Genomic DNA, 15107 nt, shown 5'->3' with positions numbered 1-15107 from the left:
CCAGTCGCAGGCCGCTCCCACGACCGACCGCACCACGGCACGCACCCCGCACCACGCACCACGCACCACGCACCGCAGGCGAACGATCGCCGCACGCGGGCGGACGACCGCAGCGCCGCAGACGGGCGAGCGCGCACCGCAGGCGGACAAGAGCAGACAAGAGCAGACAAGAGCGCACCGCAGGCAGACGACCGTCGACGGGGGACGAGGGAGGGGAACGGCCATGGGGTCGGAGCAGATCCGCCGCTGGGAGTCGGGAGCACTCGCACACGCCGTGACGGATCCCTTCGGCCAGGGGCCCCTGCCCTGGCTGCGCGGCACCGAGACGTACTTCGGCGACACCGGCCGGCTCGTCCCCTGGTACGTGGATCCGGTCCCGGAGCAGCTCGCCGGTACCGCCCGGGACGGCACCCGCGGGATCCCCGCCTCCCGCCCCGCCGTCGGCCTCCGCTCCGCCGACGACGTGCACCGGCAGATCAAGGGCTTCACCTCCACCGGCGCGGTCGCGCCCGGCGAGGCGATCGACTTCCGCATCACGGTCGACCCGCCCCAGCCGTTCGGCATCGACGTCTACCGCATCGGCCACTACGGCGGCGACGGCGCCACGAAGATCACCAGCAGCCCGCGCCTGTCCGGCATCGTGCAGCCCCCGCCGCTCACCGCCGACCGCACGGTCTCCTGCCACCACTGGTGGCTGTCCTGGCGGCTGCAGGTCCCGTCGTACTGGAACCCGGGTGCGTACATCGCCGTGCTCACCACCGCCGACGGCTACCGCTCCCACGTGCCGTTCACCGTCCGCGACGACCGCCCGGCGGACCTGCTGCTGATCCTGCCGGACATCACGTGGCAGGCGTACAACCTCTACCCGGAGGACGGCCGCACCGGCGCCAGTTTCTACCACGCGTGGGACGAGGACGGCCGCCTGCTCGGCGAGGCGGACGCGGCGACGACCGTCTCCTTCGACCGGCCGTACGCGGGCGCGGGCCTGCCCCTGCACGTCGGCCACGCCTACGACGTCATCCGCTGGGCGGAGCGCTACGGCTACGACCTCGCCTACGCCGACGCCCGCGACCTGCACGCCGGCCGCGTCGACCCGGCCCGCTACCGGGGCCTGGTCTTCCCCGGCCACGACGAGTACTGGTCGCTCCCCATGCGCCGGGCCGCCGAGCGGGCTCGCGACCACGGCACGTCCCTGGTGTTCCTGTCCGCGAACACCCTGTACTGGCAGGTGGAGCTGGGCCCCTCCCCGTCCGGCGTGCCCGACCGGCTGCTGACCTGCCGCAAGCGCAGGGGCCCCGGCAGGCCGGCGCTGTGGCGGGAGATCGACCGGCCCGAGCAGGAGCTGCTCGGCATCCAGTACGCCGGCCGGGTGCCCGAGCCGCACCCGCTGATCGTGCGCAACGCCGGGCACTGGATGTGGGAGTCGACCGGCGCCCACGAGGGCGACCCGATCGACGGCCTGGTCGCCGGTGAGGCCGACCGCTACTTCCCGCGCGCCCCGCTGCCCGAGCACGACGGGCGGATCCTGCTCGCCCACTCCCCGTACACCGACGCGGACGGGGTCCGGCGCCACCAGGAGACGTCCCTGTACCGGGCTCCGTCGGGCGCCTGGGTCTTCGCCGCCGGCACGTTCGCCTGGTCCCCGGCGCTGGACCGCCCGGGCCATGTCGACGCCCGCATCCAGCGCGCCACGGCCAACCTCCTGGACCGCATCTGCAAACGGGACTGACCGCGCCCCGTCACTCCCGCCGTCCATGCCATTCCCGCCGTCCCCACCACTCCTGCCGTCCCCACCACTCCCGCAGTCCGTGCCACTCCCGCCGTCCGCCCCTGATGTCACGTACGCGAGAATCGAGAGGAGGCGGACAGAACTACGGGGAGGAACCGTGTCCGGATTTGTGGAAAAGCCCGAACCGCTGCAGGTGCCGGGCCTGACGCACCTGCATACGGGCAAGGTGCGCGACCTGTACCAGACCGAGGCGGGCGAGCTGGTGATGGTCGCCAGCGACCGCATCTCCGCCTACGACTGGGTGCTGCCGACCGAGATCCCCGACAAGGGGCGCATCCTCACCCAGCTGTCCCTGTGGTGGTTCGACCGGCTCGCCGACCTGGTGCCCCACCACGTCGTGAGCACCGAGCCGCCCGCCGGCGCCCCCGCCGACTGGGCCGGCCGCACCCTGGTGTGCAAGTCGCTGCGGATGGTGCCGGTGGAGTGCGTGGCCCGCGGCTACCTGACCGGCTCCGGCCTGGCCGAGTACAACGTCTCCCGCACCGTCTGCGGCCTCGCCCTCCCCGAGGGGCTCGTCGACGGCTCCGAGCTGCCCGCCCCGATCTTCACCCCGGCCACCAAGGCCGCCGTCGGCGAGCACGACGAGAACGTCTCCTACGAGGAGGTCGCCCGTCAGGTCGGCGCCGAGACCGCCGCCCAGCTGCGCCAGGCCACCCTCGCCGTCTACAGCCGGGCCCGCGACATCGCCCGCGACCGGGGCATCATCCTGGCCGACACCAAGTTCGAGTTCGGTTTCGACGGGGACCGGCTGGTCCTCGCCGACGAGGTGCTCACCCCGGACTCCTCCCGTTTCTGGCCGGCCGACCAGTGGCAGCCGGGGCGCCCGCAGCCGTCGTTCGACAAGCAGTACGTGCGCGACTGGCTGACCTCCGCCGAGTCCGGCTGGGACCGCGCGGGCGAGCAGCCCCCGCCGCCGCTGCCCGAGCACGTGGTGGAGGCGACGCGCGCCCGCTACGTGGAGGCGTACGAGCGCCTGACGGGCACGGGCTGGAGCTGACGGTCCACGCGCCGGTGCGGCGGGCGAGGCGGCGAGGCCGATCCGGCCCGCGCACGACGAAGGCCCCGGCACGACGAAGTCCCCGGCGCGACGAAGGCCCCGGTCGCAAGGACCGGGGCCTTCCCGTTGGAGCGGACGACGAGGCTCGAACTCGCGACCTCAACCTTGGCAAGGTTGCGCTCTACCAACTGAGCTACGTCCGCAGTGCGCCGTGGCGCGAGAGCCACTATACCCAACCTCGCCCGGGTGCGGGACGCGTCCCGGTGTGACGGTCCCTCCGCCCGGCTTCCGGCCGTGGCAGGGGAGAGAAGCGGGGCGCCCTCCCCGGGGACGAGGGACGGGGACGGGAGACAGCCGGGCCCGGTCGTGGAACGAAAAGACCCCGGCCACAAGGACCGGGGTCTCCTCCCGAGCGGACGACGAGGCTCGAACTCGCGACCTCAACCTTGGCAAGGTTGCGCTCTACCAACTGAGCTACGTCCGCAGTGCTCCCGACCGGCTCTCACCGACCGGTGCGGTCACCAGCCTACCTGATCCACAGGAGTGGTCGGAACGCTGGTTCAGAGCGGGTGACAGGAATCGCACACTGCGCCTTCCCCCTGGAAGGGGGATGTTCTACTACTGAACTACACCCGCGTGTCCGGTGGCTTCGGCCTTTTCGGCCTCGCCCCTCGGCGCGCTCAGACATTAGCTGATCACCAGGGGGGTTGCGCAAGTCGGCTGTTCCCGGGGCCCTTCGGCGGGCCCCGGGGCGGCCGGCGGGGCCGGTGGAGCCGGTGTGGGTGGAGCCGGTGGGTGGGGTGCGTCAGTGGGCCGCGGCGAACGCCTCGTAGACCTTCTTGGGGATGCGCCCGCGTGCGGGGATGTCCATCTTGTGGGCCTGGGCCCAGGCCCGGACGGCGGCGGGGTCGGGAGCGACCTCGGTCTGCCGGTACGCCTTGCCGGAGCGCGCCTTCTTGCGGCCCGCCTCGACGTACGGGGCGAGGGCCTTGCGCAGTTCCCTGGCGTTGGCCTGGTTGAGGTCGATCTCGTAGTACCTGCCGTCGAGTCCGAAGGCGATCGTTTCCGCCGCTTCCGAGCCGTCGATGTCGTCAAAGAGAGTGACCACGACCTTCTGCGCCACGAATATCGGTCCCTTCGTGCGACATCTCCGCCGTGACGTGCCGGGACGCCAGGGGGATGCCGACTGTCCGCCTGTTTTCGGCAAAGTATCGGCATGTGCCAATTCATTTGTACAGTGCCGGGCATTGTCCGGTGAAGCCCGAGCAAATCCGTCCGCGTGTCCCCGTGCAATAAGCTCCGCGGTACGTCGCCGGAACTTTCCCAGAACTTTTCGCCCGATGGCGGCTCCGATGCCGGATCGTGACCCCTGTCACGTAGATTCCTACGACTCTATGCGCGTAGAAATTTTGTGTGGGTACTCTGAGAGAACCTGCTCAGCACCACACACCGGGAGTGCCAGTGGCACGCGTCGTAGTCGACGTCATGCTCAAGCCGGAGATCCTCGACCCCCAGGGCCAGGCGGTGCAGCGCGCGCTGCCGCGGCTGGGCTTCGACGGGATCTCCGACGTACGTCAGGGAAAGCGTTTCGAACTCGAGGTGGACGGCCCCGTCGACGACGCCGTCCTCGCCCGCATCCGTGAACTGGCGGAATCCTTCCTCGCCAACACCGTGATCGAGGACTTCACCGTTCGGGTGGAGGACCCCGCCGAGATCGCGGAGGCCGTGAAGTGACCGCTCGTATCGGCGTCGTCACTTTTCCCGGCAGCCTCGACGACCGGGACACGCAGCGCGCGATCCGCCTGGCGGGTGCCGAGCCCGTCGCCCTGTGGCACAAGGACAAAGACCTCAAGCAGGTCGACGCCGTGGTGCTGTGCGGCGGTTTCTCCTACGGCGACTATCTGCGCGCCGGCGCCATCGCCCGTTTCTCGCCGGTGATGGACACGATCATCGAGCAGGCCAGGGCCGGTCTCCCGGTGCTCGGCATCTGCAACGGCTTCCAGATCCTCACCGAGGCCCACCTGCTGCCCGGCGCCATGCTCGGCAACGACCACCTGCACTTCATCTGCCGCGACCAGAAGCTGCGGGTGGAGAACGCGGACACCGCCTGGACCGCCGACTACGAGGCCGGGCAGGAGATCCACATCCCGTTGAAGAACATGGACGGCCGGTACGTGGCCGACCGGTACACCCTCGACCAGCTCGAGGCCGAGGGCCGCGTCGCCTTCCGCTACCTGGACTTCAACCCCAACGGCTCGCTCAACGACATCGCTGGCATCACCAACGAGGCCGGCAACGTCGTGGGCCTGATGCCGCACCCGGAGCACGCCGTGGAGCCGCTGATCGGCACCGGCCGCACCGACGGTCTCCCCTTCTTCACCTCGATCCTCAAGAAGCTGGTCACCGCATGAGCAGGACCCCCCTGGACACGGTCGAGCACGCGGCCGCGACCCCCGACGTCGAGCTGCCCTGGGCCGAACTCGGCCTGAAGAAGGACGAGTACGAGCGGATCGTGGAGATCCTCGGCCGCCGGCCCACCGGCGCCGAACTCGCCATGTACTCGGTCATGTGGTCCGAGCACTGCTCCTACAAGAGCAGCAAGGTCCACCTGCGCCAGTTCGGCGAGAAGGCCCCCGAGAACGACGCCCTGCTCGTCGGCATCGGCGAGAACGCCGGCGTCGTCGACGTCGGCCAGGGCTACGCGGTCACCTTCAAGGTCGAGTCGCACAACCACCCCTCCTACGTCGAGCCCTACCAGGGCGCGGCCACCGGCGTCGGCGGCATCGTGCGCGACATCATCGCCATGGGCGCCCGCCCGGTCGCCGTCGTGGACCCGCTGCGCTTCGGCGCCGCCGACCACCCCGACACCAAGCGCGTCCTGCCGGGCGTGGTCGCGGGCATCGGCGGCTACGGCAACTGCCTGGGCCTGCCCAACATCGGCGGCGAGGTCGTCTTCGACGCCTGCTACCAGGGCAACCCGCTGGTCAACGCGGGCTGCATCGGCGTGATGCGGCACGAGGACATCCACCTGGCCAAGGCCTCCGGCCCCGGCAACAAGGTCGTCCTCTACGGCGCCCGCACCGGCGGCGACGGCATCGGCGGCGCGTCGATCCTCGCCTCCGAGACCTTCGACGACGCCAAGCCGAGCAAGCGGCCCGCCGTGCAGGTCGGCGACCCCTTCCAGGAGAAGCTGCTCATCGAGTGCACCCTGGAGGCGTTCCGCGAGAAGCTCGTCGTCGGCATCCAGGACCTCGGCGCGGCCGGCCTGTCCTGCGCCACCAGCGAGCTGGCCTCCAACGGCTCCGGCGGCATGCGGATCACCCTGGACGACGTGCCGCTGCGCGACTCCACGCTCTCGCCGGAGGAGATCCTCATGAGCGAGTCGCAGGAGCGCATGTGCGCGGTGGTCGAGCCGGACAAGGTCGACCGCTTCCTGGAGATCTGCGACAAGTGGGACGTCATCGCCACCGTCATCGGCGAGGTGACCGACGGCGACCGCCTGGAGATCTACTGGCACGGCGAGAAGATCGTCGACGTCGACCCGCGCACGGTCGCGCACGAGGGCCCGGTGTACGAGCGGCCGTACGCGCGCCCGGAGTGGCAGGACGCGCTGCAGGCCGACGACGCGAACAAGCTGCCCCGGCCGCGGACCTCCGAGGAGCTGAAGGACCAGGTCCTGAAGCTGGTCGCCTCCCCCAACCAGGCGTCCAAGTCCTGGATCACGTCGCAGTACGACCGGTTCGTGCAGGGCAACACCGTCCTCGCCCAGCCCGAGGACTCCGGCATGATCCGCATCGACGAGGAGACCGGCCTCGGCGTGGCCATCGCCACCGACGGCAACGGCCGCTACGCCAAGCTCGACCCGTACACGGGCGCGCAGCTGGCGCTGGCGGAGGCGTACCGGAACGTGGCGACGACCGGCGCCAGGCCGCTCGCCGTCTCCGACTGCCTGAACTTCGGCTCGCCCGAGGACCCGGCGGTGATGTGGCAGTTCGCGGAGGCCGTGCGCGGCCTGGCGGACGGCTGCCAGAAACTCGGCACCCCGGTGACCGGCGGCAACGTCTCCCTCTACAACCAGACCGGTGACGTCGCCATCCACCCGACGCCGGTCGTCGCCGTGCTCGGCGTGATCGACGACGTGGCGCGCCGTACCCCGGCCGGCTTCCGGGAGGAGGGGCAGCTGATCTACCTCCTGGGCGACACGCGGGAGGAGTTCGGCGGCTCGGCGTGGGCGCAGGTGATCCACGACCACCTCGGCGGCCTGCCCCCGCAGGTCGACCTGGAGCGGGAGCGGCTGCTGGGCGAGATCCTGATCGCCGCCTCCCGCGACGGCATGATCGACTCCGCGCACGACCTGTCCGACGGCGGCCTGATCCAGGCGGTCGTGGAGTCGGCGCTGCTGGGGAACCTCGGCGCGCGCCTGGTCGTACCGGACGGGCTGGACGCCTTCACGTTCCTGTTCTCCGAGTCCGCGGGCCGCGCGATCGTCGCCGTGCCGCGCTCGGAGGAGCTGCGCTTCACCGACATGTGCCGGGCCCGCGACCTGCCCGCCACCCGCATCGGCGTCGTCGACGGCGACACGATCGAGGTGCAGGGCGAGTTCACGCTGACCCTGGCCGAGCTGCGCGAGGCGCACGAGGGGACGATCCCGGCGCTGCTGGCGTAGCCCCTTTTCGGCCGTACGGGCCCCGCCCGGTGCACCCACCGGGCGGGGCCCGCGCCGCCCTCAGGCGGCCACGACCCGCCTCGGGGGCTCCGCGGGCGCCTGAGGGGGGGGCGGGCGGCGGGCAGCCGCAGCGCCAGGAGCAGGCACAGGGCCATCACCGCGGTCCCGCCCGGGAACACCGTGTCCCTCGCGGAGGCGTACGCCGCCGGCCCCGCCGTACGGGCCGCGCCGGTCGGCGAGGGCAGGGCGGCGAGGGCAGGGCGGACACCTCGCCGGGACCGTCGTAGAGCCGGGAGAGGAGGGTGCCGAAGAGAGCGGCGCCGCCCGCGCGTCGGTCGGCCCGCACGCCGAGCCGTTCGCCCGACAGGTCCGGCAACTGGTCGCGCAGACGCCCGTGCTGAGGGAGCGCGCCCTCCTCATACGCACGCAAGGCGTGAGGGGCCGGTGCGGCCGGAGGCCGAGCCGCCGCGTTGTTGTCAGTGGCGGTTGGTACTTTCGGCAGTGCTCGGATCTTCACGGGGACACGGGGACACGGGGGGGCGGGGGAGCGGTGCGGGTACCGGAGAGCGTGCGGAAGTCCGTCAACGTACTGCTGTGCCTGGCCGCCATGGCCGGGATCGGCTGGAGCGGCAAGGAGATCTGGGAGGTCCTGAGCGGCCGCCGGCAGATCGACGAGGCCTGCGCCGGGCTGGTCCCGGCCGGGCGCGTGCTGGCGCTGTCCCCGGCCGGCGGCACCCTCTCGCACCGCGCCGCCGACGAGGGCACGATCGACCTGGACGCCGGCCTTCCCCAGGACTGCGAGATATTCAGCACCGAGGCGGGCGGGAGAAGCGGCTCGCACAGCGGTGAACGCTGGTTCTTCACGGGCGCGGTGGGAGCCGTGGGGCAAGGCGAGGAGCTCAGCCCCGAGGGCCCGTGGGACGAGGTCGTCGACCCGGACGGCCCGTACAGCGACCACACCTACCCCGCGCAGCCGCTCGGCGGCGGGATCGCGGGCATCGTCACGGACACCGGCGTGACCGTCGAAATCCCCTGCGCCAAGGGTGAGTCCAACGGCCGGCCGGTCAAGGCGCTGTGGGCCCGGGCCTCCTTCGCGGAGCCGCAGACCCCCTTCAGCGAGCACGGCCGGCCCACCGCCCACGACCGCGGCATCCTCGCCGAGACCGCCGTGACCACCGCCAACCGCCTCGCCGCCCGTCTCGGCTGCACCGAGCGACTGCCCGACCCGCCGGAGCACATACCCGCCCTCGTCGAGGGTCCGACCCCGGTGGCGAAGGCGGAGGGCACCTGCGCCTGGTACCGCAGGTCCGGCCTCGCGGACCACGCCCCCTACGCCGACCAGGTCCTCGAAAGCCGCACCGACCCCCAGGTGTGGGACGAGCGCTGCGTCCTCGTGCTCGGCCGGAGCCGCGCGCACACTCTTCACGACGCCCACGACGGCGAGCTGCCCGGCGTCCACCGCCCGGACCGGCCGGGCCGGTACTTCGCCGCCTTCCACACCTACGCCGGTGAGACGGCGCTGCACATCCGGCTCCCGAGCCTCGATTCCGACGAGGCCGTCGCCGTGGAGCCCGGCACGGCGGGCCGCAGCGGCGGTGAACCGGTCTGGTGGGCCTCCTCCGTCTGCCGCGGAAAGCCCCAGATCCACACCATGACCCTGTCCGACGGGTACGCGAAGGTGGCCGCGCCCGCCCACGAGAAGGTCTTCCGCGCCTACGTCGACGATGTCACCGCACGCCGTGGCTGCACCGGCGTCAGGTTCCCCGCCGCGTCCGCCTTCCGCGCGGACTAGGCTCACCGCCATGCCCGCGACCAGGAAGCGCTCCCGCACGTACGACCCCGCCAAGACCCGTACGGCCGTCCTGGCCCAGTTCGCGCACGTGCGGGACGCCGTCGCCGGCCTCGCGCCGGAGCAGCTCGCGCTGCCCACCCGGCTCGGCGAGTGGACCGTGCGGGACCTGGCCGCCCACCTCACCCTGGCCGTCGAGAGCGTCAGCCTCGCCCTGGAGCGCCCGGAGCCGCCCGCCGCGGAGCTCGGCCCGCTGGACTACGCCTCCGCCACGGCGCGGTACGCCGACGCCGTCGCCGAGGGCAGCCACGCGCTCGCCGAGGCCAACCCCGACCTCGCCGCGCTGTACGCGCGCGTGGAGCGGCGCATCGCCGGGCACCTCGCCGACGCCCCGCACGAGCGGCTCGTCGCCACCCGCGCCGGCGGCATGACCCTGACCGACTACCTGGTGACCCGCACCGTCGAGCTGGTCGTGCACACCGACGACCTCAACGCCGCCGTGCCCGGCCTCGACGTGCCCCTCGACCGGCAGGCGCTCGCCGCCTGCACCCGCCTCCTCGCCGACACCCTCGCCGTGCGCGCCCCCGGCGCCGCCACGGAGGTGCGCGTCCCGCCGTACGCCGTCGTGCAGTGCGTCGAGGGGCCCCGGCACACCCGCGGCACGCCCCCCAACGTCGTCGAGACCGATCCGCTCACCTGGATCCGCCTCGCCACCGGGCGGCTGGCCTGGAAGGACGCGCTGAGCGAGGCGAAGGTGAGCGCGAGCGGGGAGCGGGCCGACCTGGCGGGGCTGCTGCCGCTGCTGGTCTGATCCGCCGCGCACGCCCCGCCGCGCCCCGGTGCGGCGGCCGGGGCGCGGGCGGTGTGCGACGCCTCACTCGCGCGGCTCCCGGAAGCGCCTCGTGGACCTCTTGCGTCACACCACCGCCCGTCGCTTCGCCCCGTACCTCAGCGCTGACCTGCGGAAACGGCGCACCTGTGACGGTCGTCGCGGACGAGTGGCCCGCCCGTGCCCGGCATCCCCAATTCGGACCAGTGGTCGGCCTCGCCTACACTCGGTGGCGTGCCACGTGGTGACGGACGACTCAACCACGACCTGCTCCCCGGCGAGAAAGGCCCCCAGGACGCGTGCGGCGTCTTCGGTGTCTGGGCTCCGGGCGAAGAGGTCGCAAAGCTCACATACTTCGGGCTCTACGCCCTTCAGCACCGGGGCCAGGAGTCCGCGGGCATCGCGGTCAGCAACGGCTCCCAGATCCTCGTCTTCAAGGACATGGGCCTGGTCTCCCAGGTCTTCGACGAGACCTCCCTCAGCTCGCTGCAGGGACACATCGCGGTCGGTCACGCCCGCTACTCGACCACCGGCGCCTCGGTGTGGGAGAACGCCCAGCCGACGTTCCGCGCCACCGCGCACGGCTCCATCGCGCTCGGCCACAACGGCAACCTGGTCAACACGGCGCACCTCGCCGAGCTGGTCGCCGCCCTGCCCAAGGACAACGGCCGCTCCACCCGCGTCGCCGCCACCAACGACACCGACCTCGTCACCGCGCTGCTGGCCGGCCAGGTCGACGACGACGGCAAGCCGCTGACCGTCGAGCAGGCCGCGCCGAAGGTGCTGCCGCAGGTCCGGGGCGCCTTCAGCCTCGTCTTCATGGACGAGCACACCCTGTACGCCGCCCGCGACCCGCAGGGCATCCGCCCGCTGGTGCTGGGCCGCCTGGAGCGCGGCTGGGTGGTCGCCTCCGAGACCGCCGCGCTCGACATCATCGGCGCGAGCTTCGTGCGGGAGATCGAGCCGGGCGAGTTCCTCGCCATCGACGAGAACGGCGTACGCACCTCGCGATTCGCGGATGCGAAGCCTCGCGGCTGTGTCTTCGAGTACGTCTACCTCGCCCGCCCCGACACCGACATCGCCGGCCGGAACGTCTACCTCTCCCGCGTGGAGATGGGCCGCCGGCTCGCCAAGGAGGCCCCCGTCGAGGCCGACCTGGTGATAGCGACCCCGGAGTCGGGCACCCCCGCCGCCATCGGCTACGCCGAGGCCTCCGGCATCCCCTACGGCAACGGACTGGTGAAGAACGCCTACGTCGGCCGCACCTTCATCCAGCCCTCCCAGACCATCCGGCAGCTCGGCATCCGCCTGAAGCTGAACCCGCTGAAGGAAGTCATCAAGGGCAAGCGCCTGGTCGTCGTCGACGACTCCATCGTGCGCGGCAACACCCAGCGGGCCCTGGTGCGCATGCTGCGCGAGGCCGGCGCCGCCGAGGTGCACATCCGCATCTCCTCGCCGCCGGTGAAGTGGCCCTGCTTCTTCGGCATCGACTTCGCCACCCGCGCCGAGCTCATCGCCAACGGCATGACGGTCGAGGAGATCGGCCGCTCGCTGGGGGCCGACTCCCTGGCGTACATCTCCCTCGACGGCATGATCGAGGCGACCACCCTCGCCAAGCCGAACCTGTGCCGCGCCTGCTTCGACGGCGAGTACCCGATGGAACTGCCCGACCCCGAACTCCTCGGCAAGCAGCTCCTGGAGACCGAGCTGGCCGCCGGTCCGGCCGCCACGGCCGCCACCGACGCCCTGCGCCGCCCGTAGCGGCCCCGCAAGACCCCTGCCGTACGACACGAAGGCTTCCATCGTCATGTCTGAGACAACCGGGACCACCGGGGCGTCCTACGCAGCCGCGGGCGTCGACATCGAGGCGGGCGACCGCGCCGTCGAGCTGATGAAGGAGTGGGTGAAGAAGACCCGGCGCCCGGAGGTCCTGGGCGGCCTGGGCGGCTTCGCCGGCCTCTTCGACGCCTCCGCCCTCAAGAACTACCGGCGGCCCCTGCTGGCCTCCGCCACCGACGGCGTGGGCACCAAGGTGGACATCGCCCGGCAGCTCGGCGTCTACGACACCATCGGCCACGACCTGGTCGCCATGGTCATGGACGACATCGTGGTGTGCGGCGCCGAGCCGCTGTTCATGACCGACTACATCTGCGTCGGCAAGGTGCACCCCGAGCGGGTCGCCGCCCTCGTCAAGGGCATCGCGGAGGGCTGCGTGCTGGCCGGCTGCGCCCTGGTGGGCGGCGAGACGGCCGAACACCCCGGCCTGCTCGGCGAGGACGACTTCGACGTGGCCGGCGCCGGTACGGGCGTCGTGGAGGCCGACCGGCTGCTGGGCGCCGAGCGCGTCCGCGAGGGCGACGCGGTGATCGCCATGGCGAGCTCCGGACTTCACTCCAACGGGTACTCCCTCGTCCGCCACGTCCTGCTGAACCAGGCGGGCATGTCCCTCGACACGCACGTCGACGAGCTCGGCCGCACCCTCGGCGAGGAGCTGCTGGAGCCGACGAAGATCTACTCGCTGGACTGCCTGGCCCTGGTCCGCACCACCGAGGTGCATGCCTTCAGCCACATCACCGGCGGCGGACTCGCCGCCAACCTGGCCCGGGTGATCCCGGACACGCTGCACGCCGTCGTCGACCGCTCCACCTGGACCCCCGGCGCGGTCTTCGACCTCGTCGGCCGCACCGGGAACGTGGCGCGGCAGGAGCTGGAGAAGACCCTCAACATGGGCGTCGGCATGATCGCGGTCGTGCCGCGGGAATCCGTGGACGTCGCCCTGACCACCCTCGCGGACCGCGGGGTGGACGCCTGGGTGGCCGGCGAGATCACCGGCCGCGGCGAGCACACCACGGGCGCGGCCCTGGTGGGGGACTACGCCGCCTGATTCCGGTGGACCCGGACCTGATCCCGGTGGACCCGGACCGCCGGCTTTCGGTGACGACAAGGCCGGTGACGACAAGGCCGGTGACGACGGGACGCGGCGCGCCGGCCGCGGCTACGGGGAGTGCGGAAGCGGTCGCCCGGCGCCGTGACCGTGCGGATAGCACAGAAGCCGGTCGGTGGCTGGGCCACCGACCGGGTGAGTGCTCGGTGCGAGGTCAAGCGCCGCGACGCCGCGAGGACGGGTCGTCCTCGTCCTCCTCGTCGTCCCCGTAGAGGTCGGCGTACCGTGCGTACAGGTCGTCGTCGTGCTCATCGTCCTCGAACCGGTCGCCGTTCGGCGACCTGCTCGACGTCGATGCGCCCAGCTCCTCGGCCAGGCGTGCGAGGTCTGTCCCACCGCTGTTGTACTTCAGCTGGCGGGCGACCTTCGTCTGCTTGGCCTTGGCCCGGCCGCGCCCCATGGCTCGACCCCCTCAACGACGGGGCTCGACGGCCCCAGAGTCTTGACACGCGTTCATGGTCCGGAACGGACTCTCCGGGGAGAGGCCGGTCCGTAGGGCTTCCACGGTACCTGAGCCCGCGCCCATACGGTACGTCGCCCGCACGGCGCGCGGTGGCGCAGGCCCCTCGAGGCGCCCCGTCCTCGCTGGTCAATCGCGATTTTAACCACTTGTCCGGACCCGACCCGCCGAGGGAAGTGAGAGTTCTCTCCAACCCGCCCCCGGCAGGTACCGGATCACGGCCGCGGTGGACGGGGCGCCCGGTCGCGCACCGTCAGGGAGCCGTCACCATCCGCGTCGGGCGGCGGCCTCCTGCATGCGCTGCTCGGCGATCCGGTCGGCCGCCGCGGCCGGCGGAATCCCGTCGTCCTTCGCACGTGCGAATATGGCGAGCGTGGTGTCGAAGATCTTCGCCGCCTTCTTCTTGCACCGCTCGAAGTCGAAGCCGTGCAGCTCGTCGGCGACCTGGATGACGCCGCCGGCGTTGACCACGTAGTCGGGCGCGTAGAGGATCCCGCGGTCGGCGAGGTCCTTCTCCACGCCCGGGTGGGCGAGCTGGTTGTTGGCGGCGCCGCACACCACCTTGGCGGTCAGCACCGGCACGGTCTCGTCGTTGAGCGCCCCGCCCAGCGCGCACGGCGCGTACACGTCCAGGCCCTCGGTGCGGATCAGCGCGTCGGTGTCCGCGACCGCGGTCACGCCCTTGGGGTGGGCGTCCAGCACCCGCTGCACGGCGTCGGGGCGCACGTCGGTGACGACGACCTCGGCGCCCTCCTCGCGCAGGTGGTCCACGAGCAGCCGGCCGACCTTGCCGACGCCGGCGACACCGACCTTGCGGTCGCGCAGCGACGGGTCGCCCCACTGGTGCTGGGCGCAGGCCCGCATGCCCTGGTAGACGCCGAAGGCGGTGAGGACGGAGGAGTCGCCGGCGCCGCCGTTCTCGGGCGAGCGGCCGGTGGTCCAGCGGCACTCGCGCGCCACGACGTCCATGTCGGCGACGTAGGTGCCGACGTCGCACGCGGTGACGTAGCGCCCGCCGAGCGAGGCGACGAACCGGCCGTAGGCGAGCAGCAGCTTCTCGGTCTTGTCCCGGTCCGGGTCTCCGATGATCACGGCCTTGCCGCCGCCGTGGTCGAGGCCGGCCATGGCGTTCTTGTACGACATCCCGCGCGCCAGGTTGAGGGCGTCGGCGACGGCCTCCTCCTCGGAGGCGTACGGGTAGAAGCGCGTACCGCCGAGAGCCGGGCCCAGGGCGGTGGAGTGGAGGGCGATGACGGCCTTGAGGCCGCTGGCCCGGTCCTGGCAGAGCACGACCTGCTCGTGGCCTCCCTGGTCCGAGCGGAACAGGGTGTGCAGGACGCCGTCGATTACGTCGGTCACGGTGGTGACTCCCCGGTAAGTAAGCGGCGATCGGACGCCGGTCCCCGCGGACCGCCCCGTACCTTTTGGGGGAGGGCGGCGGGGGCCGTGGGATGAGGGTAGAGCCTTGTCGGGCCACCGGAGCGCGGAGTGCGCAGGATCACCCTCCGACGGCCTAGCGATCCACCCGGACGTGGGACGATGGCTGCGTCTTCCCGCCGTCCCGCGTGCCCGCGCCCCGCGGGCCCGACACGTGGCGGACGGGTTTCGGTCCGGATCCGGTGGGGAGGGAGCA

At 72.2% G+C, this 15107-nt stretch carries 12 protein-coding genes and 3 tRNA genes; 9 read left to right on the top strand and 6 right to left on the bottom strand.

Going from position 1 to position 15107, the window contains the following annotated elements; all coding sequences use genetic code 11:
• Positions 1-223 precede the first annotated feature (223 nt).
• Positions 224-1729, top strand: coding sequence for a N,N-dimethylformamidase beta subunit family domain-containing protein (locus IE225_RS22715; RefSeq protein ID WP_190059450.1), 1506 nt, complete (start codon positions 224-226; stop codon positions 1727-1729).
• A gap of 157 nt (positions 1730-1886) precedes the next feature.
• Positions 1887-2786, top strand: coding sequence for a phosphoribosylaminoimidazolesuccinocarboxamide synthase (locus tag IE225_RS22710; protein ID WP_190059449.1), 900 nt, complete (start codon positions 1887-1889; stop codon positions 2784-2786).
• Between the two features lie 127 nt (positions 2787-2913).
• Here IE225_RS22710 and IE225_RS22705 read toward each other — a convergent pair.
• From IE225_RS22705 to IE225_RS22690, 4 genes are all read right to left on the bottom strand, one after another.
• Positions 2914-2989: transfer RNA gene (locus IE225_RS22705), tRNA-Gly, on the bottom strand.
• 208 nt (positions 2990-3197) lie between these two features.
• Positions 3198-3270 (bottom strand) — tRNA-Gly (locus tag IE225_RS22700).
• 80 nt (positions 3271-3350) lie between these two features.
• A tRNA-Gly gene (locus IE225_RS22695) sits at positions 3351-3422 on the bottom strand.
• A 169-nt stretch (positions 3423-3591) separates the two neighbouring features.
• Complete coding sequence (locus IE225_RS22690) at positions 3592-3909, bottom strand: histone-like nucleoid-structuring protein Lsr2 (protein ID WP_190059448.1); 318 nt, start codon at positions 3907-3909, stop codon at positions 3592-3594.
• Between the two features lie 338 nt (positions 3910-4247).
• Between IE225_RS22690 and purS the strand changes: the two genes are divergently transcribed.
• From purS to purM, 7 genes are all read left to right on the top strand, one after another.
• Positions 4248-4520 carry a phosphoribosylformylglycinamidine synthase subunit PurS gene (gene purS / locus IE225_RS22685; protein WP_190059447.1) on the top strand — a complete coding sequence of 91 codons (273 nt, stop codon included), beginning with the start codon at positions 4248-4250 and terminating at the stop codon, positions 4518-4520.
• Positions 4517-5197, top strand: a complete 681-nt coding sequence (gene purQ / locus IE225_RS22680; protein WP_190059446.1) for a phosphoribosylformylglycinamidine synthase subunit PurQ — start codon at positions 4517-4519, stop codon at positions 5195-5197. Before purS ends, purQ begins: the two co-directional genes overlap by 4 nt.
• Complete coding sequence (gene purL, locus IE225_RS22675) at positions 5194-7452, top strand: phosphoribosylformylglycinamidine synthase subunit PurL (protein ID WP_190059445.1); 2259 nt, start codon at positions 5194-5196, stop codon at positions 7450-7452. The genes purQ and purL overlap by 4 nt, the downstream gene beginning before the upstream one ends.
• A 550-nt stretch (positions 7453-8002) precedes the next feature.
• Complete coding sequence (locus tag IE225_RS22670) at positions 8003-9244, top strand: hypothetical protein (RefSeq protein WP_229879895.1); 1242 nt, start codon at positions 8003-8005, stop codon at positions 9242-9244.
• Positions 9245-9254: 10 nt separating this feature from the next.
• Positions 9255-10052, top strand: coding sequence for a maleylpyruvate isomerase family mycothiol-dependent enzyme (locus tag IE225_RS22665; protein WP_190059444.1), 798 nt, complete (start codon positions 9255-9257; stop codon positions 10050-10052).
• A 252-nt stretch (positions 10053-10304) separates the two neighbouring features.
• Complete coding sequence (gene purF, locus IE225_RS22660) at positions 10305-11831, top strand: amidophosphoribosyltransferase (protein WP_190059443.1); 1527 nt, start codon at positions 10305-10307, stop codon at positions 11829-11831.
• Between the two features lie 46 nt (positions 11832-11877).
• Positions 11878-12954, top strand: coding sequence for a phosphoribosylformylglycinamidine cyclo-ligase (purM, locus tag IE225_RS22655; protein WP_190059442.1), 1077 nt, complete (start codon positions 11878-11880; stop codon positions 12952-12954).
• Between the two features lie 214 nt (positions 12955-13168).
• Here the strand turns inward: purM and IE225_RS22650 are convergent, their stop codons facing one another.
• Both IE225_RS22650 and IE225_RS22645 read right to left on the bottom strand, forming a co-directional pair.
• Positions 13169-13414, bottom strand: a complete 246-nt coding sequence (locus tag IE225_RS22650) for a DUF3073 domain-containing protein (protein ID WP_190059441.1) — start codon at positions 13412-13414, stop codon at positions 13169-13171.
• Positions 13415-13738: 324 nt separating this feature from the next.
• The gene (locus IE225_RS22645; protein ID WP_190059440.1) at positions 13739-14833 is read right to left on the bottom strand and encodes a Leu/Phe/Val dehydrogenase; all 1095 of its coding nucleotides are present in this window, start codon (positions 14831-14833) and stop codon (positions 13739-13741) included.
• Positions 14834-15107: the final 274 nt, after the last annotated feature.

Origin of the sequence: Streptomyces echinoruber, assembly GCF_014651135.1 — a bacterium.
GTDB lineage: Bacteria > Actinomycetota > Actinomycetes > Streptomycetales > Streptomycetaceae > Streptomyces > Streptomyces echinoruber.
This window is presented reverse-complemented; position numbering and strand designations above follow the sequence as displayed.

Bases quoted from the DNA above. Each gene is read 5' to 3' on its own strand.
- IE225_RS22665 (WP_190059444.1), top strand. From the start codon at position 9,255: ATGCCCGCGACCAGGAAGCGCTCCCGCACGTACGACCCCGCCAAGACC.
- IE225_RS22650 (WP_190059441.1), bottom strand. From the start codon at position 13,414: ATGGGGCGCGGCCGGGCCAAGGCCAAGCAGACGAAGGTCGCCCGCCAG.
- purM (WP_190059442.1), top strand. From the start codon at position 11,878: ATGTCTGAGACAACCGGGACCACCGGGGCGTCCTACGCAGCCGCGGGC.
- purL (WP_190059445.1), top strand. From the start codon at position 5,194: ATGAGCAGGACCCCCCTGGACACGGTCGAGCACGCGGCCGCGACCCCC.
- IE225_RS22715 (WP_190059450.1), top strand. From the start codon at position 224: ATGGGGTCGGAGCAGATCCGCCGCTGGGAGTCGGGAGCACTCGCACAC.